We start from the raw sequence: 23,836 nt of genomic DNA, 5'->3' as shown, positions 1-23,836 counted from the left end.
GTCGGCAGTTTGGTATACCAAAACTGGATGCCAGGCGGCCGCCATCCTCCTGTCCCCGTCCTTGGAGGCCCTGTGTCCCTCGCCGACAGTGCCGAAGTCACCGGTACGCCAGCGTTCGTCCCCGATCCCCGGCTCACCAACGAAGACCTCGCCCCCGCGGGCAAGCGCAACTGGAAGGTCTTCGACCTCTTCGCCATGTGGATGTCCGACGTCCACAACCTGGGCAACTACACCTTCGCGGCCGGTCTGCTGGTCCTCGGCATGAACGTCTGGCAGGTCTTCACCTCCCTGCTCGTCGGCTTCGTGCTCATCTACGTCGGCATGAACTGGATGGGGAGGATCGGCCAGCGCCACGGCGTGCCGTTCCCCGTGGTCAGCCGCATCAGCTTCGGTGTGTGGGGCGCCAACATCCCGGCCCTGATCCGGGCCGTGATCGCCATCATGTGGTACGGCATCCAGACCTACCTGGCCTCCGTCGCGGTCAACGTGATGCTGCTGGCCGCCTGGCCGGGCCTGGAGTCCTGGACCCACAGCTCCTTCCTCGGCCTCGACGCGCTCGGCTGGGTCTCCTTCGTCTCCCTCTGGCTCATCCAGGCGCTGATCATCAGCCAGGGCATGGAGTCGGTCCGCAAGTTCCAGGACTTCTGCGGCCCGGCGATCTGGCTGGTCATGATCGCCCTCGCGGTCTGGGTGCTGGCCAAGGCCGGCTGGAGCATCTCGCTCACCACCACCCCGCACCCGGTGTCGCTCGGCGAGCAGTGGCGGCAGTGGTTCGGCGCGATCGGCCTGATCCTCGCCACCTACGGCACGCTGATGCTCAACTTCTGCGACTTCTCCCGCTTCGCGCCGGACTACAGGACCGTCCGCCGCGGCAACTTCTGGGGCCTGCCCATCAACTCCACGGCCTTCGTGGTCGTCTCCGTGATCGTCACCGCGGGCTCGCTGGAGGTCTGGGGCCAGGCCATCACCGACCCGGCCGAGCTCGTCGCCAAGGTCGGCAACACCTGGGTGATGGTCCTGGGCGCGCTCACCTTCGCCATCGCCACCATGGGCGTCAACATCGTCGCCAACTTCGTCTCACCGGCCTACGACCTCGCCAACGTCTGGCCGCAGAAGATCACCTTCAAGGTCGGCGGCATGATCAGCACGGTCGCGGCCCTGGTCGTGACCCCGTGGAACCTCTTCTCCAACCCCACGGTCGTCAACTACTTCCTCGGCGGCCTCGGCGCCTTCCTCGGCCCGCTGTTCGGTGTGATCATGCTCGACTACTACTGGGTCAAGAAGGGCCGCGTCGACGTCGAGGAACTCTTCAGGGCCGAGCCCGGCTCCCGCTACCACTACCGCAAGGGCGTCAACCCCAAGGCCCTGTGGGCGTTCCTGCCGGCGGCCGGTGTCGCGGGTGTCCTCGCCCTGGTGAAGACCTTCAGCGACGTGGCCCCGTACTCCTGGTTCATCGGTACGGCCCTCGCGGCCGGCCTGTACGCGCTGCTGTGCCGCGGCGAGCGAGCGGCTCGTGCGGTCCCCGAGGCCGTGGAGGTCTGAGAAAGGTGCGGATCGTCGTCACCAACTGCAACACCACGCAGGAGATGACCGAGGAGATCGTACGAGGTGCCCGGGCCGCGGCAGGCCCGGGCACCACCGTGCTCGGACTCACCCCCGCGTGGGGCCCCGAGTCCGCGGAGGGCTGGCTCGACAGCTATCTCTCCGCGGCGGCCGTCATCGACCTGCTGCGCACCTACGAGGGTCCTTCCTACGACGCCGTCGTCATGGCCGGCTTCGGCGAGCACGGACGGGAGGGCGTCCGGGAGCTGGTGGACGTACCGGTCGTCGACATCACCGAGGCCGCCGCCCATCTGGCCTGTCTGCTCGGCCGGCGCTACGGGGTCGTCACCACGCTGGAGCGGTCGTGCGGGCAGATCGAGGACAGCCTGGAGCTGGCCGGGGTGGGGCGCAACTGTGCCGCCGTCGTCGGGACCGGACTCGGAGTCCTCGACCTGGGCGACGCCGACCGCACGCAGGCCGCGTTCCTGACGGCCGCCGAGCGGGTGCGCGAGGCGGGTGCCGAGGTGCTGGTGCTGGGGTGCGCCGGGATGACCGGGCTGCAGCGGACCGTGGGGGAGAAGCTGGGGCTTCCCGTGGTCGACGGGGTGGGCGCGGCCGTGAAGCTGGCGGAGTCGCTGGTGGGGCTGGGCCTGAACACCAGCAGGGCGGGCGGTTGGACGAGGCCGGTGCCGAAGAGGCGGGCGTGGGGAGCGGGACCGGGCTGATCGCGTCAGGGCCGCCAGACGTACCGCACGTCGGGCTCCCGCTCCTCGTTGCCGCTGCCGTCGGTGCGTTCGGCCTCGACGAAGCCGTGACGCTCGTAGAAGCGGTGGGCCGGTGCGTTGACCTGGAAGGTCCACAGGCTCAGTCCCCGCGGACTGCGTTCCTTGGCGAGCGCGACGAACCGGTCGCCGATGCCCCGCCCCCGCCAGTCCGGGTCGAGGTACAGCTGGGACAGCAGGTCGTCGGCGAGGACCATCAGCCCGACGATCGCGCCGCTCGCGGAGTCCTCGGCGACCCACGTCTCCCGCAGGGGCACGACGACGTCCCGGATGTAGCCGCGCACCTCGTCGTCGGACCGTGGCCGCACCACCGTCGGCAACGCGGCGGCGAAGGAGCGCAGGTACACGTCGGCCGTGGCGGAGGCGTCGGGAGCGGCGGCCCGGCGGATGACGACCGAGCTCACCGCGCCGGCACCTCCGGCACCACGGCCGTCGCCGTGATCTCCACCAGCTGGCCCGTGTACCCGAGGCAGGCGACCCCGATCAGCGTCGACGCATGCGGGCCGGTGCTCAGCCCGGACGCCTCGACGACCTCCCACACGGTGGACAGCACCGCGGGCTCACTGCTCACGACATGCACATCGGTCGCCAGCACGTGCTCCAAGTCGCTGCCGACGGCGTGCAGTTGCTCCCGGAGATTCGCGATCACCTGCTCGGCCTGCCGCGCGGGATCCCCTTCCCCGACGAGATTCCCCTCGGCGTCCAGCGGAACGGACCCGGCGAGGAACGCGAGCTTCGTGCCGGCCTCGACGACCGAGGCGTGGGAGTAGGTCGGCGGCGGGAAGAGGCCCGGGGCGGTGACGCGCTGGATCACGTGGACTCCTGTGGCGGACGGCGGACAGCCTTTCGATCATCGTGGGCGGCGGGACAGGTCCGCACCTGAATTTCCGGGCCCGCCCCCTGCCGTCGTGACTTCGAGAGGCGACGGCAAAATCCGTGGAGCGGGGCACGCGGGGCTCCGTACGCTGCGCCCCATGTGTCCCGAACTCTCCGACGCCGACTTCCTCGACACCACCGCGGACCGCCTCGCCGCTCTCCCCGCCGTGCGGGCCGTGGCGCTCGGCGGCTCCCGTGCCCAGGGCACCGAACGGCCGGACAGCGACTGGGACCTGGCGGTCTACTACCGCGGCGCCTTCGACCCCGCCGACCTGCGTGCCGTCGGCTGGCCGGGCGAGGTGTCCGAGATCGGCGGCTGGGGCGGCGGGGTGTTCAACGGCGGCGCGTGGCTGACGATCGACGGGCGCCGGGTGGACGTGCACTACCGGGACCTCGACGTGGTGGAACGGGAGACGGCGGAGGCGGCAAAGGGGCGCTTCCGGGTGGAGCCGTTGCTGTTCCATCTCGCGGGCATCCCCACCTACCTGCTCGTGGCCGAGCTCGCCGTCAACCGGGTCCTCAGGGGCACTCTGCCCCGCCCAGCGGCCTACCCGGCCCGGCTCCGCGCCTCCGCGGCCACCCGCTGGCGCGACACCGCCCACCTCACCCTCGCCTACACCGAGGCGCATCACGCCCCGGCCGGCCGTCTCACCGAGACCGCCGGCGCCCTCGCCACGGCCGCCGTGCAGATGGGCCACTCGGTGCTGGCGGCGCGGGGGGAGTGGGTGACGAACGAGAAGCGGCTGCTGGAGCGGGCCGGGCTGCGGGACGCCGACCGGGTCGTCCAGTCCCTGGCGGCCTCGCCCGACTCGGCCGTCCGCGCGGTCGAGGAGATGCGGGAGCTGTTCGACAGGGTCGGCTGAGCGGTCCCCGGACCTCGGCCGGGTTGCGTTCATAAAGAACGTGGCTTTTGCATGCATCTTCACGTGCGGGTAACACAAGCGTTCCGACCCGTCCTTGAACGGGATTTACCGTGGACACCACAGCCCAGCGCCCGGCCACCGTCGCCCGGAGGCACACCCCCGCCTCGACCAGACGACAGGAGCCCCGTGTCACTCGCCCCACCGCCCTGGCTCGCTCACGCCCTCCGTGCCCAGCGGGGGCCGATCCCCTGGAACGCGGTCGCGCGGGGAGCCCTGTCCGCCGGGCCCCTCCTGCTCGCCGCCGTGCTCGCCGAGCAGACCTCCCTCGGTGTCGTCGCCGCCATCGCCGCCATGCTGGCCGGGATCAACGACCGGCCCGGCAGCCGCCGGGTCTCCGTGCGGAGGATCGGGGTGCCCGCCCTCGCGGGCGCGGTCGGAATGGTCGTCGGGACGTACGCGGGGGAGTACGTGGGGGCCGTGACCCTCACCGTCCTGCTCACCCTGGTCGGACTGCTCGCCGGGGGCGTCAGCGCCGTCGGGCCCGTCGCCTCCGCGGCCGGCACCCAACTGCTCGTCGCCTCGGCGATCGGGGCGGGCATGCCGTTGCCGGAGGAAGGGTGGCTGCGGGCCGTCGCCTATCTCGGCGGGGCCTGCTGGCTGCTCGCGCTGCGGCTCGTGCTGCCCACCCCCGGCGCCCTCACCGGGGACTTCCGGTTCGACGGCGAGCGGGAGGCCGTCGCCGAGGTGTACGACGCCGTCGCCGGCCTGCTCGACGCCGTGGGCACCGAACACGCCACCGCCCGCCGCGTCGCGCTCACCGCCGCTCTCGACCACGCGCAGGACGCGCTCACCGGGCCCCGGCTGCGGCGGTACGCCAGCTCGGCCGCCGAGCGGCGGCTGCACGCGCAGTACGCGGCCGCGCTGCCGCTCGCCGAGGCGGCCACCGCGCTCGCCTGGGCCGGGGAAGCGGTGCCCGGACGCGCCTCCGCGGGGCCCCGGCGGCTCGCCACCGCCGTACGGGAGAACACGCACACCGGGCCGCTGCCCGCGCCCCACCGGTCCGGGCCCGCGCTGCGGGCGCTCGACGACGCGCTGCTGCGGGCCGCAGAGGCGTTCGACCGCGGGCGCGGCGGGGATCTGCACACGCGCCGGCGCACCGTCCGGGACCTGCTGCGGTCGGTCTTCGGGGCCGGCGGGCGGGAGTACGGACTGCGGGTCGCCCTCTGCTTCGGGGCCAGTGTCGCCGTGGCCCAGGCCCTGCACCACTCCCACTGGTACGGGGAGCACGCGCACTGGTACTGGCTGCCCGCCACGGCCGTCTTCCTCGTCAAGCCGGACCTCGGACCGCTCGCTTCCCGGGTGCTGTGCCGGGCCGCCGGGACCGTCCTGGGCGCTCTGGTCTTCGCCGGGTTCGCGCTCGTGCTGCCGCGGCCCGAGGGACTCATCGCGCTCGTCGCCGTCAGCGGGGCCCTCATTCCCGTGGCCACCCGGCACTTCGCCGCGCAGACCGCCGTCGTCACGGTCCTCGTCCTGGCGCTCGTGATGGTCGGCGGCGAGCCCCAGGCCTCCGCCGGCCGCATCACCGAGACCCTGCTCGCCTGCGCCATCGTGCTGGTCGTGGGGCATCTGCCGATGCCGGGGCAGCGGGGCGGGGGAGTGCGCTCCCGGCTGGCCGCGGCGGGCGGGGCCGCGGAGGCGTACCTCGCGCACGTTCTGCGGGAGACCGAGCGGCCCGTCCGGCGAGGCAACGGGTCCGCCCTGCGGGACACGTTCACCGAGGACGGCCGCGCCCTGCGCTGGACCCTGCGCCGCGAGGCGTACCGCGCGCTCGCCGAGGCCCGTACCGCCATCGCGCTCGCCGCCGCCGAACTGCCCGCGCTCGCCCGGCACTCGGAGGGCGCCGACGAGATCGTCGCCGTGCTGGAGCGGATCGTCGACACGACCACCGCGTGCGCCGTCCACCTCGACGACTCCGGGCGGCTCGGCTCCGAACAGGTCCACCGGCTCAGCGAACTCCTCGGCGAACTGGGCCGGCTCGACGAGGGACGGGTGCGCGTGGGCCTGCGGCTGCCCGAAGTCCCGCTCGCGGGTCAGGAGTCACGGCGGGACGTCACGGCCTGACATTACGGCCGGACGTCACCTCCGGGGCTCACACCCGTACCCACACCGGGGCGTGGTCCGACCCGGGTGTTCCCACCCGCTTCCTCGGATCCTCGCCCACCGACGGCAGTACGAGGGCGTCGTCCCGGTGTTCGGGCAGCCCCGTCCCCGCCTCCGCGATGCGCTTGGCCAGACGGTGGCTCAGCAGGACGTGGTCGATCAGTTCGGCGCGTCCGAAGCTGACGCGGGAGAAGCGGCGCTCCTCGGGTATGCACGGGGCGATGTCCCACAGCCGGAACGGATCGCCCAGGTCGGACTTGTGGAACGCGCGCGGTTTGTCGAGCTCGGAGCCGGGCGGGCCGAGCAGGATCTGCGTGGTGGCGGCGTTCACCACGTCGTTCATGTCGCCGAGGACGATCACGTCCCGTTCGGTCCCGGCCCCTTCGAGCAGGAAGTCCGCGACGGCACGCAGGGTCGTCGCCTCGGCCGCCCGCCGGTAGAGGGCGTAGGCGCCGAAGCGGGCCCGTTCGGCCTCGTCGTGCGGCTGGAAGCGGCTCTTGCCCTCGGCTGCCGGATACGACAGCAGCTTCGACTTGAGATGGGCGACCGCCACCTGGAGCACGCCGTCCCCGGTGTCCGTCTCCACCGCGAGGAAACCACGGCTGGTCTCGTGGTCGTGCGGGTCGGGCTCGGTGCCGTCGTCGCCCTGCACGGGCCGCAGCCCCTTCGCGAACACATGGGTGTCCCGCCGGATCCGCAGCGGTGTACGGCTCAGGACGCCGACCCGGATACCCCTGCGGTCCGCGTACCGGGAGAGCGCTGTGTGCCACTGCCCGCCGGCGGCCTTGGCCAGATCGGCGAGCGCCTCCTCCTGCCTGACCTCCTGCACTCCCAGCAGCGCCGGGTCGAGCGCGGTGATCACGGAGGCGAGGGCCTCCACCTTCGCCTCGTACTCGGCCTCCGTCGCCGGAGCGCCGTCGCCGCTGCGCGGCAGCATCAGATTCTCCAGATTCCAGGTGCCGACGAGCATGCCGGACCCCTTCCGAAAGGCGTACGACGAGCGGTGGTCAGGCCAGGGTGCCCGCGCCGGCGCCGCCGCGACAGAGCGGCGACAGGATGCGCGGTCCACCCCCTGCGAGGGCACGACCGCGTCGTACGGTGCCTGTATGACGCCTTCTCCCGCAGGTCTCATCATCTCCCCGTGCACGGTGCTCACGCACGACGATCAAGAGCGGGTCGGGTTCGCGCAGGACGCGGCGATCGTCGTACGGGACGGTGTCGTCGAGTCGGTGACGAGCAGCGCGCGGGCCGAGGGGATGCCGGCCGTGGAGCGGATCGACGCGCGCGGGCAGATCGCCCTTCCCGGGCTCGTCAACTGCCACACCCACGCGCCCATGGTCGCCCTGCGCGGGATCGCCGAGGACCTGCCGACCGAGGAGTGGTTCAACGACGTCGTCTGGCCGATCGAGTCCAACCTCACGGAGACGGACGTGGCGTTGGGGGCGCGGCTGGCCTGCGCCGAGATGATCCGGGGCGGGGTCACCTGCTTCGCCGACCACTACTTCGCGATGGACGCCGTCGCCGCCGTGGTCGAGGAGTGCGGCATCCGCGCCCACCTCGGTCAGGCGTACTTCTCCTCCCAGGGGCCCCAAGGGCGGGAGGAGTCACTGGAGTTCGCGTTACGACACCGGGGCGGTGCCGGTGGCCGCATCACCACCGCCCTCGCCCCGCACGCGCCCTACACGGTCGACGAGACCGACCTCGCCGCGACCGCCTCGCTGGCCCGGGAGCACGGCCTGCCCGTCCACCTCCACGCCTCCGAGAACCGCGACCAGGCCGAGGCGAGTCTCGCCCGGCACGGAGTCACGCCCATCGAGGTGCTGCGACGCACCGGGATCCTCGACACGGACGTCCTGATCGCGCACGGCAGCGGCATCCTCGACCGCGATCTGCCGCTCCTCGCGGGTGCCCGTGGCCGTACGGCCGTTGCGACCGCGCCCCGCGGCTACCTCAAGTTCGCCTGGCCCACCACCACGCCGGTCCGGGCCCTGCACGAGCTCGGCATCCCCGTGGGACTCGCCACGGACGGTGCCGCGTCCAACAACTCCCTGGACGTATGGGAGTCGATGGCGCTCACCGCACTGATCCAGAAGTCCACCACCGGCGACCCCCGATGGCTGACGTCCCGACAGGCACTGCACCACGCGAGCCTCCAGAGCGCCCGCGCGGTCGGACTCGGTGACGTAGTCGGCAGCATCGCGCCCGGCCGCCGCGCCGACATCGTCCTGGTCGACCTGACCGGCCCGCACACCCAGCCCGTCCACGACCTCGCCGCGACCCTCGTGCACAGCGCCCGCTCCTCCGACGTCCGTACGACGATCGTCGACGGCCGGGTGCTGATGCGGGACCGGGAGCTGCTGACCATCGATGTGGGCGCCGTCGTAGGGGAGTTGGAGGAGCGCATGCCGGCCCTGCTGGCCCGCGGTCACGGCCGGCGCATCCAGCACTACGACACCTGACCCCGGCCCACCGACGACAGCGCCCCCGCCCCGCGGAAGAAATCTCCCGCGCCACCGATGAGTTCCGTCCCTCCCCGCGGTCACCACTTCGGACGGACCGCTGTACAGGAGGGACCCCATGGCGCTTCCGGAGATCGTCTCGCGGGACGAATGGCGCGCGGCGCGCGAGGAACTGCTGGTCAGGGAGAAGGCGGCCACGCGTGCTCGGGACGCCCTCAACGCCGAGCGGCGCAGACTGCCCATGGTCGAGATCGAGGAGGAGTACGTCTTCGAGGGCGGCGACGGCAAGGCCACCCTGCTCGACCTCTTCGAGGGGCGCGGCCAGCTCGTCGTCTACCACTTCATGTTCGCCCCGGAGTGGGACGCCGGCTGCCGCAGCTGCTCCGCATTCCTGGACCAGATAGGGCATTTGGCCCATCTGAGGGCACGTGGGACGACGTTCGCCGCCGTGTCGAGGGCGCCGTACACGAAGATCCTGCCGTTCAAGGCACGGATGGGATGGACCGTGCCCTGGTACTCGTCGAACGGCGGCGACTTCAACCACGACTTCGAGGCCACCCTGGACATCGAGGGCGAGCCGGCCGACCGGCCCGGCATCAGCTGCTTCCTGCGCGACCGCGACCGGGTCTTCCACACCTACTCGACCTTCGCCCGCGGCCTCGACGGACTCGGCTCGACCACCAGCCTCCTCGATCTCACCGCGCTGGGCCGGCAGGAGGAGTGGGAGGAACCCAAGGGGCGTGCGTCGGCTCTTGGGGCACCTGCGGGCAGTGTGCGCATCAGGTATCACGATGAGTACGAGGACTGACACACAAAGCGACGGAAGTGATCGTTGAGTAATCGGAATCTCACGCTTCGCGCTGAACCCGTGTCAACTACGTCTCAGTACGGCAACTCACCGAGGCTTTCGGGGCCCGGAAGGCGTTAACTCCTACAAGCGCTCCTACGGATGAGCGCACGCTTTCTGGAGGTGCAGGGTGGTGAACGGGCGAACAGTGCTCGAACGCTTTCCCGCTGGCGGGCCGCGTGGATCGTGGCCGGCGGAGGAGTTCGCGCAGGCGAGGCGTCTTGAGGGACTGCCGGCGGAGGTCGTCATGGACCTCGCGTCCGACACGTTCCTGGTGATCGTCCGCAGTGGAGAGTCCGCGGCTGACGCGCTCGCTTGAGGTCAGCCCGCCTCCTCGGCGGGCACGTTTGCCGTGAACTGCTCGGCCTGGAGCGAGTACAGCTCCGCGTAGACACCACCGGAGGCCAGGAGCTCCTCGGGCGTGCCCGACTCCACGAGCCGGCCCTGTTCCAGGACGTGCACCAGATCCGCGTGGCGTACGGACGCCAGCCGGTGGGTGATCAGGATGACCGTCTGGCCGGTGCCGGCCAGGGCGCGGATCTTCTCGAAGACCTCCAGCTCGGCCCGGGCGTCCAGGGCTGCCGTCGGCTCGTCCACGATCAGGATGTGGCCGCGCCGGTAGGCGGCCCGGGCGATCCCGAGCCGCTGCCACTGGCCGCCCGACAGCTCGTGCCCGCCGCTGAAGTTCCTGGCCAGCAGGGTGTCCAGGCCGCGGGGCAGATCGGCCAGCACGTCCCCGGCCCCGGCCTGCGCGACCGCGCCGGACACCCGTTCGTCGGTCAGCGGGGCCGACGAACGGCCCACCGCCACGTTGACGCGGGCGGTGAACGGCCAGCGCTTGAAGTCCTGGGCGACCATCGCGACCCGTTCGGCGAGCAGTCGCCGGTCCGCGTGGGCCGCGTCCACGCCGTCCCACAGGATGCGGCCCCGGTCGGGGGCGTACAGGCCCGCGAGCAGCTTCACCAGGGTGGTCTTGCCGGAGCCGTTCTCCCCGACCAGCGCGACGATCTTGCCGAGCGGCAAGGTGAGCGTGACGTCGTCGAGCGCGGGGCGGGTCGTGTCACCCGGGTAGGCGAACGTGACGTTCTCGAAGCGGATCTCGCGCGGATCGTCCGGCAGCGCCGTCCCGCCCGCCGGGATCGCCCACCGGGCGGCCTCCTCGTACAGCCGCTGGAGGTCGCCGACGAACAGGGCCTCCTCGTGCAGCGCGTTCATCTCGACGACCAGGGTGTTCAGGCTCTGTGAGCCGGTGCGCACGGCGATCACGGCCGTCCCTGCCACCGACAGCGCCATCGCGCCCCCCAGCAGCAGCCCGCCGAGTGTCGCGTACGTCGCCACGGTCGCCAGGCCCGTCCAGGCCGCCGCGATCAGCCCGGTGCGGGCGGCCAGCCGGGCCAGCCGTGCCTGTTCCGCCTCCGCCGTCTCCGCCATGGCGCGGTAGTGCCTGAGCAGGAACGGGCCCACCCCGTGGACCCGGATCTCCGGCGCCGACTCCGGTTCGATCAGCAGGGCGCCGAGCAGCCGGCCGGCCCGTACGTGCTGCACCCAGGTGTGGAAGGACTCGTACTGGCGGCGCGCGATCGTCAGTGAGCCCCAGCCGCTCGGGATCGTCATCGTGACCAGCAGCGGCAGCAGCGCGGGGTGCAGCACGGTCAGCACGCCCGCCGCCGCGACCAGCGAGATCATCGCGTTCACCACACGGGTCGCGAAGGAGATCATCCGGCGGGCCGAGGTGGCGCCGTACTGCGCGGTGTCCAGCAGCTTGTGGAAGGCGTGGTCCTCGATCGCGGCCAGCTCCACGGTGGCCGCCCGCTCCAGGTACCGCTCGGTCGCCACCCGCTCGACCTTGGGTTCGAGCCGTCCCGTGGCGTACGTGGACGCCGCCCGCAGCAGCGCGCCCACCAGCATGACGGCGGCCATCGTCACCAGCGCGGGCACGGCACCCCGCAGCCGGTCCTCCAGCGCGCCCCCGCCGATCAGCCGGCCCAGCACACTGTTGACGGCGAGCAGGCTCACGGCCTGGGTGAGCCCCCGGCCCACCTCGGCGACCAGCACGATCCGCGCGGCCTGCGGATCGGCCTGCCAGGCCAGCCGGAAACTCCCCGACAGCAGCGACGGCAACCGCCCCACCATGGCCCGGAACCCCAGCTCCAGAAACGCGTCGGAGTGCGAGTTCCACCCGGCGTCGTACCGCAGCGGCCCCCCGAAGAGCAGCCGCTCCGACTCGGAGACTCCGGGTTGCTCGGCGTCCGGCCGTTTCCCCACCGTGGACCTCCCCCGATCGCTGGACGGGGGCCACTATGACGGGACGGACCGGGCAGGGGCAGGGCGCAGAGAAAATCCCGCACTGCACGCGGGCGCACACCGTCTGAACGCGGGGGACACCGGTCTGTTCGGGGGCGCGGGGAACTGTGCGACGAGCCCCACCGGGCCCGCACTCGCGATACGGCCGAACCCGCGGCACACAGGGGCGCGGGGAACTGCGCGACGAGCCCCCACGGACCCGCACCCCCGAGACGGCCTAACCCGCAGCGCTTGGGGGCGCGGGGAACTGCGCGACCAGCCCCCACGGACCCGCACTCGCGAAACCGCCTGCCCGGCAGATCCCAGGGGCGCGGCCCGCCCGCACGGACCCGCACCCCCGAGACGGCCTAACCGGCGGAGCTGACCGGTCGGGACCAGGTCGGTGTCGTTCCCGTCAACCGGCACAAGGTCAGATACAGCGGTATCGGCGGTGTGTAAGGCAAGGTCCCCTCACCCCGGCGCACGAGGGACGGCACCACCGGGGCGTCCGGAACAACCGCCCCGGTGGCGTACTGGGCGGGCGCGGGCCACTCGAGCGCGTAGTCGGAGTCGGCGGGAACGAGCCACCACCAGTGGGTGCCGTCGGCGTACACGCACCCGACCCGCGGCAACCGGGACACCAGCTGCTCGCTCAGCAGCGCCGGCACCCCCACCGCGTCGCAGCCCAGTGGGACCGTCATCCCCTCCGGGACGGCCAGCCTGTGCGCCGCCGCAGGTGTCCGCAGCCCACGACCGAGGCGGACCAGCGTGTCCAGGGTCAGTACCTGGCCGCCCGGCCCGCTCCTCACGCCCATGCGCCCGCGCCTCCCGCTCCGTGCTCGCGCGCTCCGCCCTCGGGCACCGCCCTGTGATGCTCCGCGGGCTCGTCCCCCTGCCCCGGCTCCCCGGCGGGAACCGGCTTCGGGCGGGCCCCCCAGCCCAGGTCGTTGCGCGGTCCGGCGTCCTCGCGCGGCTCGTCCGCCTTGCGCGGCAGCTCCGCCCAGACCAGCAGACCGGGCCCGTGCTCGTGCGCGCCCCACGCGTGACAGAGGGAGTCGACGAGGAGCAGTCCCCTCCCGTGCTCCTCTTCGCCGCGCTGCGGGGACGGATGGGGTTCACCCGGCGCGCAGCCCTCGTCACGGACGGCTATCCGCACCAGGTCGTCGTTGTCGTGCAGCTCGCAGACCACACGGCTGCTCGCGGTGTGCACGATGGCATTGGTCACCAGCTCGGAGACCACCAGGGCGGCCGAGTCGCAGGTGTCCTCACAGACCGACCAGTGAGTGAGTCGCGCCCTCGTCAGGCGTCTGGCCTGCGCGGGAGAACCCGGATGCGCGGCCAGCTCGAAACGGAACCGGCGCCGGGCAACGGACCCTGAGAGGTCTGTTCCCGCGGCGGCACCGAGACCCTGGGGGTGATCTTCGGCGGCGTCTGTTCCTAAGGACGGGGACGGAATCACGCTTGCCACTATCGCCCCGTCGTGAACACTTGGCAAGTGTCACTCTGAAAAATGCAGAGTGCTGTGTGACGCGGTGAGAGGCCGTGGCACACTGCATCGCAACAGCATCACGAGCGGCGCCAGTTGGGATCACCGTAGATCCGTACGCAGCGGTATTCGTATCCGTACAGATCTTCGAATCAGGTCTTCGAATGGCGCCGCTGGCCTGTCAGCATGCTGGTGGCTGTGCGCCCGTACATGACTTCGTGGAGGTGGAGCGTGAGCGAACCGCGGTCCGCGCCGACGGTCGGCCAGGTCGTCCTCGGTCGGCGCCTGCTGGACCTGCGGGAGCGCGCCGGGCTCAAGCGCGAGGAGGCCGCCCGCATCCTCCGCGTCGCCCCCGCCACCGTCCGCCGCATGGAGATGGCCGAGGTCGGGCTCAAGATCCCCTACCTCCAGCTCCTGCTGAAGGCCTACGGAGTCTCCGACCAGGAGGCCGAGGACTTCGTCCAGCTCGCCGAGGACGCCAACCGTCCCGGCTGGTGGCAGCGCTTCCACGACGTGCTGCCCGGCTGGTTCTCGATGCACGTCAGCCTGGAGGGCGCGGCAGCGCTCATCCGCGAGTACGAGCCGCACTTCGTGCCCGGCCTGCTCCAGACCGAGGACTACGCGCGTGGCGTCCTGCGCTCGGGCGCCATCGGCCAGACCAGCCCCGAGGACATCGAACGCCATGTGGCCCTGCGCATGGAACGCCAGGGACTGCTCACCCGTCAGGACGCGCCCCGGCTGTGGGTGGTCATGGACGAGACCGTGCTGCGCCGCCCCGTGGGCGGCCCGGAGGTGATGCGTGCGCAGATCGACAAACTGCTCGAGGCGACGAAGCTGCCCAACGTGACGCTCCAGGTCGCCCCGTTCGCCAGCGGGCCGCACCCCGGGACGTACGGGCCCTTCGTGCTCTTCCGATTCGCCGTGCCCGAACTTCCGGACATGGTCTACAGCGAGTACCTGACCGGCGCGATCTATCTGGACGCGCGCATCGAGGTGGCGACCCACCTCGAGGTCATGGACCGCATGGCGGCGCAGGCCGCTACGGCACATCGCACGAAGGAGATCCTGCGGGATCTCCGCAAGGAGCTGTGAATGAACCGCATCAAGCCCCGTCCGTCCGTCTACAACGGCATGCCGGCCCGGGAACTGGGGAGCGAAGGCTGGCACAAGCCGTGGAGCGGCGGCAACGGAGGCAACTGCCTGGAGGCGATGAAGCTCGCCGACGGCCGGATCGCCGTGCGCCAGTCCACCGACCCGGACGGGCCGGCGCTGATCTACACCACCGACGAGATGACCGCCTTCATCGAGGGCGCGAAGGCGGGGGTGGCCGACTTCCTGCTCTCCTGACCCACGTGCTCAGTTGATGGGTAAGCACCTCATGGTTGAGATCGACACCACCGAGCCCCACCCCCCGCGGATGTAGAGGCACCGCGCCCCCACCGGCTCGCCCGTGCCGGCGTCCTCGTCCTGGACGCCGGCACCGGCATGTCCGGGTGCAGTGATCTCCCGCATGCCGTCGATGTCCTGCGACACCCGCGCCCGCGTCCTACGACACCCGCGTCCCGCCCGATGGCAGCGCCCCGCACAGCGCCTCCAGCGCCGCTCCGTACGCGTGCTCGGACGGTGTCGCGTACCCGACGACCAGACCGTCGTGGGCCGGCATGTCCGTGTCCGGGTGGCGGTACTCCGCGAGCCCGTCCAGGGCGACCCCTCGCCCCAGCGCGGCCTCGACGGCGGAGCCCTCGGTGCCCGGCGGCAGCCGCAGCACCGCGTGCAGCCCCGCCGCGATCCCGCTCACCTCGATGTGCGGCGCCCGCTCGGCCAGCGCGGCCACGAGCCGGTCCCGGCGGCCCCGGTAGCGCTGTCGCATCCGCCGTACGTGACGGTCGTAGGCCCCGGAGGAGATCAGGTCGGCGAGGGCCAGCTGGTCGAGCACGCTCGCCCAGGCCTCCCGTTCGCCCTTGGCCGCCAGCACGTCGCCGACGTACCGCTCGGGCAGCACCATCCATCCCAGCCGCACCGCGGGGGACAGGCTCTTGCTGACCGAGCCGATGAGGATCACCCGCTCGGGGTCGAGGCTCTGCACGGCGCCGACGGGCTTGCGGTCGTAGCGGAACTCCCCGTCGTAGTCGTCCTCCAGGACCACCGTGCCGCGCGCGCGTGCCCAGTCGACGACCGCGGCCCGCCGCTCGGCGTGCAGCGGACCGCCGGTGGGGAACTGGTGCGCCGGCGTGAGCAGTACGGCCCGCTCGCGGGCCAACCGCTCCACGTGTGCGCCGTGCTCGTCGAGGGCGAGCGGCACGGTCCGTACGCCCTCGGCCGCGAGCAGTTCCCGATGGAAGGGCAGTCCGTACGCCTCGACGGCAAGGGGGCCGCGCAGGACCCCTCCGCCCCCGAAGAGCAGACGCAGGGCGTGTGCGAAGCCCGAGCAGACGACGATCCGGTTCGGCTCCGTCCGCACGCCACGCACGCGTGCGAGGTACGCGGCGAGGGCCGCTCTCAGCTCCGGGCGTCCGGCGGGGTCGCCGGGGCCGAAGACGTCGTTGGGGGCCTGGTGCAGGGCCCGGCGGTAGGAGGCGAGCCAGGCGGACCGGGGGAAGGCGGAGACGTCGGGCGTGCCCTGGCGCAGGTCGTGCCGGGTGGGCCGGAGCCCCGCCTCGCGGGGTCCACGCGCGCGCGGACACGCCCCGGGCGCCTGTGGAGCTACGGCGGCAGGGAGCGCCGGGGTCTCTCTCGCGGCGGGGCGGAGGGGCAGGGTTCGTTCGGCGACGCGGGTGCCGGAGCCCTGGCGCGCGGTGAGCCAGCCCTCGGCGACGAGTTCGGCGTAGGCGTCGGCCACCGTGTTGCGGGCGACCCCGAGGTCGGCGGCGAGCGAGCGGTACGGCGGCAGCCGGGTGCCCGGGGCGAGCCGCCCGCTGCGCACGGCGTCACGCAGCGCCGCGATCAGCGCGGCCCGTCTGCCGCCCGGACCGGAGAGCTCCAGGTGCAGGTCGGAGCCGATCCGCTCCGCGTGATTGACCCACGATTCCGCCACGGAAGTGCACCCTACAGCCGGTCTTTCCGGTCCGTAGGTTGTTCCTATGACGACGACGAACCCGCACGCGACAGGTACGGCCCGACTGAACCTCGCCAAGGCCGCCCCGAAGGTGTTCCGGGCCCTGATCGGCTTCGACTCGGCCGCCCGCGAGGGCCTCGACCCCACCCTCGTCGAACTGATCCAGATCCGCGCCTCCCACCTCAACCACTGCGCGTACTGCCTCCACATGCACACCAACGACGCCCGCAAGGCAGGCGAGACGGAGGACCGCCTCCACATGGTCCCGGTCTGGCGGGAGGCCCGCCATTTCTTCACGGAGCGGGAACAGGCGGCCCTCGCCCTCACGGAGGCGGTGACGCTGGTGGCCGACGGGGGAGTCCCCGACCAGGTCTACGCGCAGGCCGCGGCCTGTTTCGAGGAACAGGAACTGGCCCACGTACTGTCCCTCATCCTCACGATTAACACCTGGAACCGGGTGGCCCTGGCGACGGCGAAGGTGGCCGGGACGGACGAGCGGGGGTGAGGGGGACGGGGTGAGGGGGCGGTGGTGGGGGAGTGGCCGGGTGCTGGGTGCTGGGTGCTGGGTGCTGGGTGCTGGGTGCCGGGTGCCGGGTGCCGGTGGACGAAGGCGGTGGCCCCAGCAGTCTTGGGTGCCGGGAGTCTCAGGGCCCGGAGGCTTCGACCCGGCCTACGCCGTCATCGGCCGGTCGTACGGCCCGATCGGCGCCGGCAGTTGCGAACTGCCCGTCAGATACCGGTCGACCGCCGCCGCGACCGCCCGCCCCTCGGCGATCGCCCACACGATCAACGACTGCCCGCGAGCGGCATCCCCCGCGGCGAACACCCCCGGCACGTTCGTGCCGAACCCGGCGTCGCGCGCCACCGTCCCCCGCGGCTCCATCTCCAGGCCCAGCTGCTCCACCAGGCCGTCCCCGCGATCCGGCCCGGAGAACCCGAGCGCCAGCAGCACGAGGTCGGCGGGGAGCGTCCGTTCCGTGCCCGCCACCGGTCGCCGCGCCGCGTCCACCTCGACGAGGTGCAGTGACCGCACATGCCCGTGCTCGTCGCCGGTGAAGCGCAGCGTGGAGGCCGCGAACAGCCGCGCGTCCGCGTCGGCCGCGGGCGCCGTCACCAGGTCGCGGGCCTCCTCGTGCGCCGCGGACAAGCGGTAGATCTTCGGGTACGTGGGCCACGGCTCGGCATCCTCGTCCCGCTCGTGTCCCGGCTGGGCGTAGATGTCCAACTGGGTCACGGAGGCGGCCCCTTCCCGTACCGCGGTCCCCAGGCAGTCGGCCCCCGTGTCGCCCCCGCCCACGATCACGACATGCTTCCCGGCGGCCGACATCGGGGACACCGTCCGCTCCCCCTCGCACACCCGGTTGGCCCACGGCAGATACTCCATGGCCTGCTGAACCCCGGCCAACTCCCTGCCCGGGACGTCCAGTTCACGCCATGCCGTGGCGCCTGTGGCGATCACCACCGCGTCGTACCGCGTCCGCAACTCCGCCGCCCCGACGTCCCGCCCCACGGCCGTGGACGTACGGAACTTGGTCCCCTCGGCCCGCATCTGCTCGATCCGCCGCTCCAGATGGCGCTTCTCCATCTTGAACTCGGGGATGCCGTAACGCATCAGCCCGCCGAGCCGGTCGTCCTTCTCGTAGACGGCGACCGTGTGCCCCGCCCGCGTCAACTGCTGTGCCGCGGCGAGCCCGGTCGGCCCCGATCCGATCACCGCGACGGTCCGGCCCGAAAGGCGGTCCGGCGGCCGCGGCGGAGTGAACCCGAGCTCCCACGCCCGGTCCGCGACGGCCACCTCGACGTTCTTGATGGTCACCGCCGGCTGGTTGATGGCGAGCACGCAGCCCGCCTCGCACGGTGCCGGGCACAACCGCCCCGTGAACTCGGGGAAGTTGTTCGTCGCGTGCAGCCGGTCGGCGGCCTGCCGCCAGTCCTCCCGCGAGACCAGGTCGTTCCACTCGGGGATGAGATTGCCCAGCGGGCAGGCCTCGTGGCAGAACGGGACACCGCAGTCCATGCAGCGGTCCGCCTGCTCGGTGATGATGGGCAGCAGCGCTCCGGGGACGTACACCTCGTCCCAGTCCCGGACCCGCTCCTCGACCGGTCGGCGCGGCCAGTCCTGGCGCGGGGTGGTCATGAATCCCTTGGGATCGGCCATGGCCGTCTTCCTCGCTCACGCTGGTGACGCCGACGCGTCCGACACGGCCGTGCGTCATCGGGCGGCCACCTTGCGGAACTTCTTTCGGCCACGATACGACTCCACGGCCACTCGCGCAGAGTGCCGGTGGACCGATGGGACAGCGCTTTCTCCGGCCCGGGTGGGGGATGCGCGCTCAGGTGAGGGCGAGTATGTACGCCAGCGCCGCCGCGCCCGAGGCGATCGCGCGGACGTGGTTCCACATCGTCCACTCGCGCACGTACGCCGGCCAGTACGCCGTCGCCTCCGCGGTGCCCGGGTCCAGCTCGAGCAGGGCGTCGTTGCGGGGCACGTTCGCCACCATCGTCAGCCCGAAGGCGCCGAACAGGTACAGCGCGCTGCCCACAAGCAGCTCCACGGTCCCCTCGTCCGGCCACAGCACGAACGTCACCACCGCGATCACCACGCTCAGCGCCGCGGAGCCCGCGAAGACGGCCATGAACGGCGGCCGCACCGCGCTCACATTGATCGCGTTCATCGCGGCCACGCCCTGCGCCGGCGGCAACGCGGCGAGCCCTCTCATCACGAACGTCGAGAACGCGCAGAACACCCCGGCCACCAGGCCGGTCCCGAGCACACCGAGCACGACCAGCACGAAGTAAGGCCCATCGATCATCTCAACACCAGCTTCCGCCTCCGGCCCAGCGCGACCTGTCCCGACCAGTCAATCCCGCGACCACGGCACGGACCATGGCCATTCCGCGCGCCCCCATAAGCAGCCGTCCATCCCCACGTCCTGCCCGGAGACTCCCCACATCCACTGGCCCGACGGGCCTCGGCGGCGCCGTGGGGCCGGATGCCGACCCCGTGATCCGGCAAGGCTGAACGGTCCCGCGCCAGGCGCACGACCTGGCGATGTGAGAGGTCCGGGCGCGGCGTGACGGCTCGGATGTGGAGTGGTCCGGGCCAGGCGTCACGGCTCGAATTGCCGAGCGGTCGAGGCCAGGCGTCACGGCACCGATGGCGAGCGGTTCACGACTCGTGAGGGCATGAGACTCGGTGCCGGGCCTCAGCTCGCCGCCTCTTCCTGCTCCTGCACCGCCTCTTCCTCCTCCCGCACCGCCACTCCCCGCTCCCGCCAGCCCCTCAGCACCGCCTCCACCCGCCCCGAGATCCGCCGTCGCGCCTCGTGCCGTGCCACCCCGCTCATCAGCAACGTGTCGTACGGCGTGTCCACATGCCGTACGGAGGCCACCACCGCCGACACCACCGCCCCCTCGGACAAGGCCCGCCCCGCCGCGCTCCGCCCCACCCGCCCACTGCCCCGCAGGGACGCGTGCGAGGCGATCGCCCGAGCTCGCCCGTCGGGGCACCCGGGAAACAGCCGCCGTATCTCCGCGGCGAACGCCTCCGCGAACCGCACGTCCTCCCGCGCCCGCCGCCGCGCGTCCCGCGCCCGTCGCCGGCGTCGCGCCTCCGCGTCGGCCAGACAGCGCTCCTCGGCCCGCGCCAACGCCGCCTCCTCGACGAGGACGCCCTGCCGCTCGTAACGCCCTTTGCGCCGGTTGAACCGCACCACCACCGCCGACAGCGAGCTCTCCTCCCGTGACCGACGCGTCAACGCCGTGTCCCCGCGAGGCAGGAACACCAGGTGACCGAGGTCGGCGCAGTCGAGACAACGCGGCGCCCCGCCCTCGACGACGAGCAGCGGCAACGGCCCGCCCCGGCACTCCGCGCAGTGCCGCCTCCGCAACGGCTGGACGACGAGAAGTCCGCCACGGGGCGGGGGAGTCGCGAGGCCTGCCATGAGGAGTTCATCCCCGGCCACACCGGTGCGACGCATGCTGGTACCCGTCTGACGCATCATGGCCACGTGCGACTCGAAGCGATCACTTGGGACCGGCTCGGCGAGCGGCTGGCCGACCGCATCCTCGACCTGAAACCGGCCGACGGCAGCCCCTGGCCCCGCATCGCCCTCGACGGCGCCCCCGCGGCCCAACCGGGCGAACTCGCCCGACGGGTCGGCGAGGCCCTGCGGATACGCGGCCGCTCTTCTCTCGTCGTCGGCACGGAGGGCTTCCTGCGCCCCGCCTCGCTCCGCCTGGAGTACGGCCACCACGACCTGGCGGCCTACTACAACGGCTGGTTCGACACCGGCGCCCTGTGGCGCGAGGTCTTCGGCCCCCTCGAACCCGGCGGCGACGGCCGCGTCCTGCCCGACCTGTGGGACCCGGTCACCGACCGCGCCACCCGCAGCCCCTACGTCCACCTCCCGCCCGGCGGCGTCCTGTTGCTCCACGGCCCCCTCCTGCTGCGCCACTGGTTCCCCTTCGACCTGACCGTCCACGTCCTCCTCTCCGAGGGCGCCCTCCGACGCCGCACGCCAGAACCCGACCACTGGACCCTCCCCGCCTACGAGCGCTACGGCGAGGAGACCGACCCGGTCGGCACCGCCGATGTCCTCGTCCGCGCCGACGATCCCCGCCACCCCGCGTGGAACGGCTGACCCGGGCCGCCGCCACCGCCCGGTTCCAGATGCGGGCCCCCTGGGGCGCGGCGAGAATGTAGGGCGCCGGGACTTGCGGTGCCGTCCGCGCCGCGCCGGCCGTCCGGCACCGGGAGGTACTCCATGACCACCGCCGGAGACATCATGCACCGGGGTGCCCAGTGGATCCCCGCCCACGAGACCCTCGACCGCGCCGCCCAGCTGATGCGTGAACTGGGCGTCGGAGCCCTGCCCATCAGTGACGCGAACGAACGGCTCTGCGGCATCCTCACCGACCGCGACATCGTCATCGGCTGTGTGGCCGTCGGCCGCGACCCGTCGAAGGTCACCGCCGGCGAGATGGCCCAGGGCACGCCCCGCTGGATCGACGCGAGCGCCGACGTCACCGACGTCCTGCACGAGATGCAGGAGCACCGGATCCGCAGGCTGCCCGTCATCGAGAACAAGCGTCTGGTGGGCATGATCAGCGAGTCCGACCTGGCCCGGCACCTGACGGACGAGCAGATCGCCGGGTGGGCCGAGAGCGTCTACGCGCGCTCCTCCACCACCCACTGACCCGTCCCGCGGACGTCCCCGCTCACAGCCAGCCGTTGCGCCGGAAGCCGCGGTACAGCACACCGCAGGCGACGGCTATCACGCCCAGCACCAACGGGTAGCCGAACGTCCAGTGCAGCTCCGGCATGTGGTCGAAGTTCATGCCGTACACACCGCAGACCATCGTCGGAACGGCGATCACCGCGGCCCAGGCCGTGATCTTCCGCATGTCCTCGTTCTGCGCGACCGTCACCTGCGCGAGGTGTGCCTGAAGGATCGAGTTGAGCAGTTCGTCGAACGACGCGATCTGCTCCTTCGCGCGCAGCAGATGGTCGGCGACATCGCGGAAGTACGCCTGTATCTCGGGGGCGATGATCTGGACGGGCCGGGTGGAGAGCTCCTCCAGCGGGCGGCTGAGGGGGGCCACGGCCCGCTTCAGCTCCAGGAGTTCACGCTTGAGCTGGTAGATGCGGCCGGGGTCCACCCGCGCGCCGTTGTCCGCGAACACCGCCGTCTCGACCAGGTCGATGTCCGACTGGATGGAGTCGGTGACGTCCAGATAGTCGTCGACCACGTGGTCCGCGATCGCGTGCAGCACGGCCGCCGGTCCCTTGGCGAGCTGCCCGGGGTCGGACTCCAGCTCCTCGCGCAGCGGACCCAGCGACCCGTGGCTGCCGTGCCGGACCGTGATCACGAAGTCCTCGCCGACGAACACCATGATCTCGCCGGTGTTGACCACCTCGCTCGTCGCCGTGAGCTCTTCGTGCTCCACGTAGCAGACCGTCTTGAACACCGCGAACAGTGTCTCCCCGTAGCGCTCCACCTTCGGGCGCTGATGGGCCTCGACCGCGTCCTCGACGGCCAGCGGGTGCAGGTCGAAGAGGTCCGCGATGCCCTCGAACTCGTGGTCCGACGGCTCGTGCAGCCCGAGCCAGACGAAACCGTCACGGCTGCTGCGCACCCGCTCGACCGTGTCGACCAGGTCGCCGTCGACCGGGATCCGGGCTCCCTCCTTGTACGTCACGCAGTTGACGACCGAGGTGCCCAGCGGGGAGCGGGCGTGGTGACTCAGGTCGACGCGCGGGCGCCGCCGGGCCAGCCGGGCCACCTTGCGCAGGCCACCGACCCTGCCGAGGCTCGTGACCTTCCGCAGATTCCCTGCCATGGACATTCGGAACTCCTCGCGACCTCCGTGTGACGCGCTTCTGCGTCCTGCCGCGCCAGTTTGCCAGGTCGCCGTAAGCGCCGGGTGAGCCTGTGGACAGGGGAGGTTCCGCTTGGTTCCCGCCTGTGGAAAACCGGTCGGCACCGGCCTCGGCACCGGCCTCGGTGCCCGCCTCGGCGCCGGCCGCCCGCTGCAAGGACCCCGGCTGTCTCCTTGTAGGAACCGCGTCGTCCGCTTGGGACGAGCCCACCACTGGGATCATCGCGGCATGACACGAACCGACGGATATCTCCTCGACAACCGGCAGGCGGAGGCGGCAGAACGTTTCGACGCCTTCGCCACCCTCTTCGACCCCACGACCTTCCGGCACCTCGAAGGATTCGGCATCGGATCCGGCTGGCGCTGCTGGGAGGTCGGCGCGGGCGGTACGTCCGTGGTGTCCTGGCTGGCGAAGAAGGTCGGCCCGACCGGAAAGGTCGTCGCGACGGACATCGACACCACCCGTCTCACCGCGGCGGCCCGTCCGCCGGTGGACGTCCGGGTCCACGACGTGAGCGCCGAGGAACCGCCCGGTGAGGGCTTCGACCTGGTGCACGCCCGGCTCGTCCTGGTCCATGTGCCGGACAGGGAACGGGCCTTGCGGTCGATGATCAAGTCCCTGCGTCCCGGCGGACGGCTCCTGCTGGAGGACGCCGACCCCGCCCTGCAACCCCTGACCTGCCCCGACGAGCACGGCCCCGAGCAGCAGCTCGCGAACCGGCTGCGCCAGGGCTTTCGCCGCCTGCTCGCCGACCGCGGCGCCGACCTCTCCTACGGCCGCACCCTGCCTCGGCTGCTCCGCGAGGCCGGTCTGCGCCAGGTGGCCGCCGACGCGTACTTCCCGCTCGCCTCGCCGGCCTGCGCCGCCCTGGAGTCCGCCACGATCCGCCAGATCCGCGACCGGTTGGTCACGGCGGGCCTCGCCACGGACGAGGAGATCGACCGCCATCTCGCGAACGTCGCCACCGGCACGATGGACTTGGCCACGGCCCCGTTGATCTCCGCATGGGGGCGCAAGGAGTAGCAGGGGAGCGGGAGTCGGTCCCGGGGAGCCGGCGTCCGGGCGGCAACCCGGAGCAGCGTCCGCCGATCCCCCAGGCCA

24 protein-coding genes are annotated in these 23,836 nt (G+C 72.1%); 13 read left to right on the top strand and 11 right to left on the bottom strand.

Translation table 11 applies throughout. The features are described 5' to 3' along the window. The first annotated feature begins 72 nt into the window (after window positions 1–72). On the top strand, window positions 73–1,542 hold the full coding sequence (locus M2163_RS15915; protein WP_280894268.1) for an NCS1 family nucleobase:cation symporter-1: 1,470 nt from the start codon (window positions 73–75) through the stop codon (window positions 1,540–1,542). Between the two features lie 5 nt (window positions 1,543–1,547). Further along, entirely contained in the window at window positions 1,548–2,267 is a 720-nt protein-coding gene (locus M2163_RS15910; protein ID WP_280852120.1) for an aspartate/glutamate racemase family protein, read from the top strand. Window positions 2,268–2,272: 5 nt separating this feature from the next. Here M2163_RS15910 and M2163_RS15905 read toward each other — a convergent pair whose 3' ends face one another. Beyond that, the gene (locus tag M2163_RS15905) at window positions 2,273–2,728 is read right to left on the bottom strand and encodes a GNAT family N-acetyltransferase (protein WP_280894267.1); all 456 of its coding nucleotides are present in this window, start codon (window positions 2,726–2,728) and stop codon (window positions 2,273–2,275) included. Next, window positions 2,725–3,138: a RidA family protein gene (locus tag M2163_RS15900; RefSeq protein WP_280894266.1), complete on the bottom strand. Its 414-nt coding sequence runs from the start codon at window positions 3,136–3,138 to the stop codon at window positions 2,725–2,727. The genes M2163_RS15905 and M2163_RS15900 overlap by 4 nt, the downstream gene beginning before the upstream one ends. Before the next feature lie 160 nt (window positions 3,139–3,298). On the opposite strand from M2163_RS15900, the gene M2163_RS15895 reads away from it, so the two are divergent. Together M2163_RS15895 and M2163_RS15890 are read left to right on the top strand one after the other, a co-directional pair. Then, window positions 3,299–4,063 carry a nucleotidyltransferase domain-containing protein gene (locus tag M2163_RS15895; RefSeq protein WP_280894265.1) on the top strand — a complete coding sequence of 255 codons (765 nt, stop codon included), beginning with the start codon at window positions 3,299–3,301 and terminating at the stop codon, window positions 4,061–4,063. A 186-nt stretch (window positions 4,064–4,249) separates the two neighbouring features. Next, window positions 4,250–6,184 (top strand): FUSC family protein, encoded by a 1,935-nt coding sequence (locus M2163_RS15890; RefSeq protein WP_280894264.1) that lies wholly within the window; start codon window positions 4,250–4,252, stop codon window positions 6,182–6,184. 28 nt (window positions 6,185–6,212) lie between these two features. On the opposite strand, the gene M2163_RS15885 is transcribed toward M2163_RS15890, so the two are convergent. Then, window positions 6,213–7,193 carry an endonuclease/exonuclease/phosphatase family protein gene (locus M2163_RS15885; RefSeq protein ID WP_280894263.1) on the bottom strand — a complete coding sequence of 327 codons (981 nt, stop codon included), beginning with the start codon at window positions 7,191–7,193 and terminating at the stop codon, window positions 6,213–6,215. A 136-nt stretch (window positions 7,194–7,329) separates the two neighbouring features. Between M2163_RS15885 and M2163_RS15880 the strand changes: the two genes are divergently transcribed. The 3 genes from M2163_RS15880 (at window position 7,330) to M2163_RS15870 (ending at window position 9,848) form a co-directional block, all read left to right on the top strand. Then, window positions 7,330–8,682, top strand: a complete 1,353-nt coding sequence (locus M2163_RS15880) for an amidohydrolase (protein WP_280894262.1) — start codon at window positions 7,330–7,332, stop codon at window positions 8,680–8,682. Between the two features lie 118 nt (window positions 8,683–8,800). Then, window positions 8,801–9,490, top strand: a complete 690-nt coding sequence (locus M2163_RS15875) for a DUF899 domain-containing protein (RefSeq protein WP_280852127.1) — start codon at window positions 8,801–8,803, stop codon at window positions 9,488–9,490. Window positions 9,491–9,662: 172 nt separating this feature from the next. Beyond that, window positions 9,663–9,848, top strand: a complete 186-nt coding sequence (locus M2163_RS15870; RefSeq protein ID WP_280852128.1) for a hypothetical protein — start codon at window positions 9,663–9,665, stop codon at window positions 9,846–9,848. Between the two features lie 2 nt (window positions 9,849–9,850). Here the strand turns inward: M2163_RS15870 and M2163_RS15865 are convergent, their stop codons facing one another. The 3 genes from M2163_RS15865 to M2163_RS15855 all read right to left on the bottom strand — a co-directional run bounded on the left by M2163_RS15865 (window position 9,851) and on the right by M2163_RS15855 (window position 13,280). After that, window positions 9,851–11,794, bottom strand: a complete 1,944-nt coding sequence (locus M2163_RS15865; protein WP_280894261.1) for an ABC transporter ATP-binding protein — start codon at window positions 11,792–11,794, stop codon at window positions 9,851–9,853. Window positions 11,795–12,180: 386 nt separating this feature from the next. Further along, the gene (locus M2163_RS15860) at window positions 12,181–12,627 is read right to left on the bottom strand and encodes a hypothetical protein (RefSeq protein ID WP_280894260.1); all 447 of its coding nucleotides are present in this window, start codon (window positions 12,625–12,627) and stop codon (window positions 12,181–12,183) included. Further along, a complete protein-coding gene (locus tag M2163_RS15855) occupies window positions 12,618–13,280 on the bottom strand; it encodes an ATP-binding protein (protein WP_280852131.1) in 663 nt (220 codons plus the stop codon). The genes M2163_RS15860 and M2163_RS15855 overlap by 10 nt, the downstream gene beginning before the upstream one ends. A 249-nt stretch (window positions 13,281–13,529) precedes the next feature. Here M2163_RS15855 and M2163_RS15850 point away from each other — a divergent pair, with 249 nt between their 5' ends. Both M2163_RS15850 and M2163_RS15845 read left to right on the top strand, forming a co-directional pair. Continuing rightward, window positions 13,530–14,390: a helix-turn-helix transcriptional regulator gene (locus M2163_RS15850; protein WP_280852132.1), complete on the top strand. Its 861-nt coding sequence runs from the start codon at window positions 13,530–13,532 to the stop codon at window positions 14,388–14,390. Next, complete coding sequence (locus M2163_RS15845; protein WP_280852133.1) at window positions 14,391–14,645, top strand: DUF397 domain-containing protein; 255 nt, start codon at window positions 14,391–14,393, stop codon at window positions 14,643–14,645. A 199-nt stretch (window positions 14,646–14,844) separates the two neighbouring features. On the opposite strand, the gene M2163_RS15840 is transcribed toward M2163_RS15845, so the two are convergent. Beyond that, complete coding sequence (locus M2163_RS15840; protein WP_280894259.1) at window positions 14,845–16,332, bottom strand: PLP-dependent aminotransferase family protein; 1,488 nt, start codon at window positions 16,330–16,332, stop codon at window positions 14,845–14,847. Between the two features lie 46 nt (window positions 16,333–16,378). Between M2163_RS15840 and M2163_RS15835 the strand changes: the two genes are divergently transcribed. After that, entirely contained in the window at window positions 16,379–16,858 is a 480-nt protein-coding gene (locus tag M2163_RS15835) for a carboxymuconolactone decarboxylase family protein (protein WP_280852135.1), read from the top strand. Between the two features lie 165 nt (window positions 16,859–17,023). Here the strand turns inward: M2163_RS15835 and M2163_RS15830 are convergent, their stop codons facing one another. From M2163_RS15830 to M2163_RS15820, 3 genes are all read right to left on the bottom strand, one after another. Further along, the gene (locus tag M2163_RS15830; protein ID WP_280894258.1) at window positions 17,024–18,511 is read right to left on the bottom strand and encodes a glutamate synthase subunit beta; all 1,488 of its coding nucleotides are present in this window, start codon (window positions 18,509–18,511) and stop codon (window positions 17,024–17,026) included. A gap of 175 nt (window positions 18,512–18,686) precedes the next feature. After that, the gene (locus tag M2163_RS15825; protein WP_280894257.1) at window positions 18,687–19,166 is read right to left on the bottom strand and encodes an anthrone oxygenase family protein; all 480 of its coding nucleotides are present in this window, start codon (window positions 19,164–19,166) and stop codon (window positions 18,687–18,689) included. Between the two features lie 393 nt (window positions 19,167–19,559). Then, a complete protein-coding gene (locus tag M2163_RS15820; protein ID WP_280897263.1) occupies window positions 19,560–20,297 on the bottom strand; it encodes a DUF2293 domain-containing protein in 738 nt (245 codons plus the stop codon). A 66-nt stretch (window positions 20,298–20,363) separates the two neighbouring features. Between M2163_RS15820 and M2163_RS15815 the strand changes: the two genes are divergently transcribed. Together M2163_RS15815 and M2163_RS15810 are read left to right on the top strand one after the other, a co-directional pair. Beyond that, a complete protein-coding gene (locus M2163_RS15815; protein ID WP_280894256.1) occupies window positions 20,364–20,996 on the top strand; it encodes a uridine kinase in 633 nt (210 codons plus the stop codon). Between the two features lie 123 nt (window positions 20,997–21,119). Then, complete coding sequence (locus M2163_RS15810; RefSeq protein WP_280894255.1) at window positions 21,120–21,551, top strand: CBS domain-containing protein; 432 nt, start codon at window positions 21,120–21,122, stop codon at window positions 21,549–21,551. Between the two features lie 22 nt (window positions 21,552–21,573). On the opposite strand, the gene corA is transcribed toward M2163_RS15810, so the two are convergent. Further along, window positions 21,574–22,701 (bottom strand): magnesium/cobalt transporter CorA, encoded by a 1,128-nt coding sequence (gene corA / locus M2163_RS15805; RefSeq protein WP_280852141.1) that lies wholly within the window; start codon window positions 22,699–22,701, stop codon window positions 21,574–21,576. Window positions 22,702–22,963: 262 nt separating this feature from the next. Between corA and M2163_RS15800 the strand changes: the two genes are divergently transcribed. Further along, a complete protein-coding gene (locus M2163_RS15800; protein WP_280852142.1) occupies window positions 22,964–23,758 on the top strand; it encodes a methyltransferase domain-containing protein in 795 nt (264 codons plus the stop codon). Window positions 23,759–23,836 lie beyond the last annotated feature (78 nt).

Source organism: Streptomyces sp. SAI-135 (assembly GCF_029893805.1).
Lineage (GTDB): Bacteria > Actinomycetota > Actinomycetes > Streptomycetales > Streptomycetaceae > Streptomyces.
The sequence above is the reverse complement of the archived record's forward strand: the minus strand, read 5'-3'. Positions and strand labels throughout refer to the sequence as shown.

Coding starts and splice junctions, on each gene's coding strand:
- M2163_RS15810 (WP_280894255.1), top strand. CDS start 21,120: ATGACCACCGCCGGAGACATCATGCACCGGGGTGCCCAGTGGATCCCC.
- M2163_RS15835 (WP_280852135.1), top strand. CDS start 16,379: ATGACGACGACGAACCCGCACGCGACAGGTACGGCCCGACTGAACCTC.
- M2163_RS15860 (WP_280894260.1), bottom strand. CDS start 12,627: ATGGGCGTGAGGAGCGGGCCGGGCGGCCAGGTACTGACCCTGGACACG.
- M2163_RS15880 (WP_280894262.1), top strand. CDS start 7,330: ATGACGCCTTCTCCCGCAGGTCTCATCATCTCCCCGTGCACGGTGCTC.
- M2163_RS15845 (WP_280852133.1), top strand. CDS start 14,391: ATGAACCGCATCAAGCCCCGTCCGTCCGTCTACAACGGCATGCCGGCC.
- corA (WP_280852141.1), bottom strand. CDS start 22,701: ATGTCCATGGCAGGGAATCTGCGGAAGGTCACGAGCCTCGGCAGGGTC.
- M2163_RS15875 (WP_280852127.1), top strand. CDS start 8,801: ATGGCGCTTCCGGAGATCGTCTCGCGGGACGAATGGCGCGCGGCGCGC.
- M2163_RS15800 (WP_280852142.1), top strand. CDS start 22,964: ATGACACGAACCGACGGATATCTCCTCGACAACCGGCAGGCGGAGGCG.
- M2163_RS15820 (WP_280897263.1), bottom strand. CDS start 20,297: ATGGCAGGCCTCGCGACTCCCCCGCCCCGTGGCGGACTTCTCGTCGTC.
- M2163_RS15895 (WP_280894265.1), top strand. CDS start 3,299: ATGTGTCCCGAACTCTCCGACGCCGACTTCCTCGACACCACCGCGGAC.
- M2163_RS15885 (WP_280894263.1), bottom strand. CDS start 7,193: ATGCTCGTCGGCACCTGGAATCTGGAGAATCTGATGCTGCCGCGCAGC.
- M2163_RS15830 (WP_280894258.1), bottom strand. CDS start 18,511: ATGGCCGATCCCAAGGGATTCATGACCACCCCGCGCCAGGACTGGCCG.
- M2163_RS15825 (WP_280894257.1), bottom strand. CDS start 19,166: ATGATCGATGGGCCTTACTTCGTGCTGGTCGTGCTCGGTGTGCTCGGG.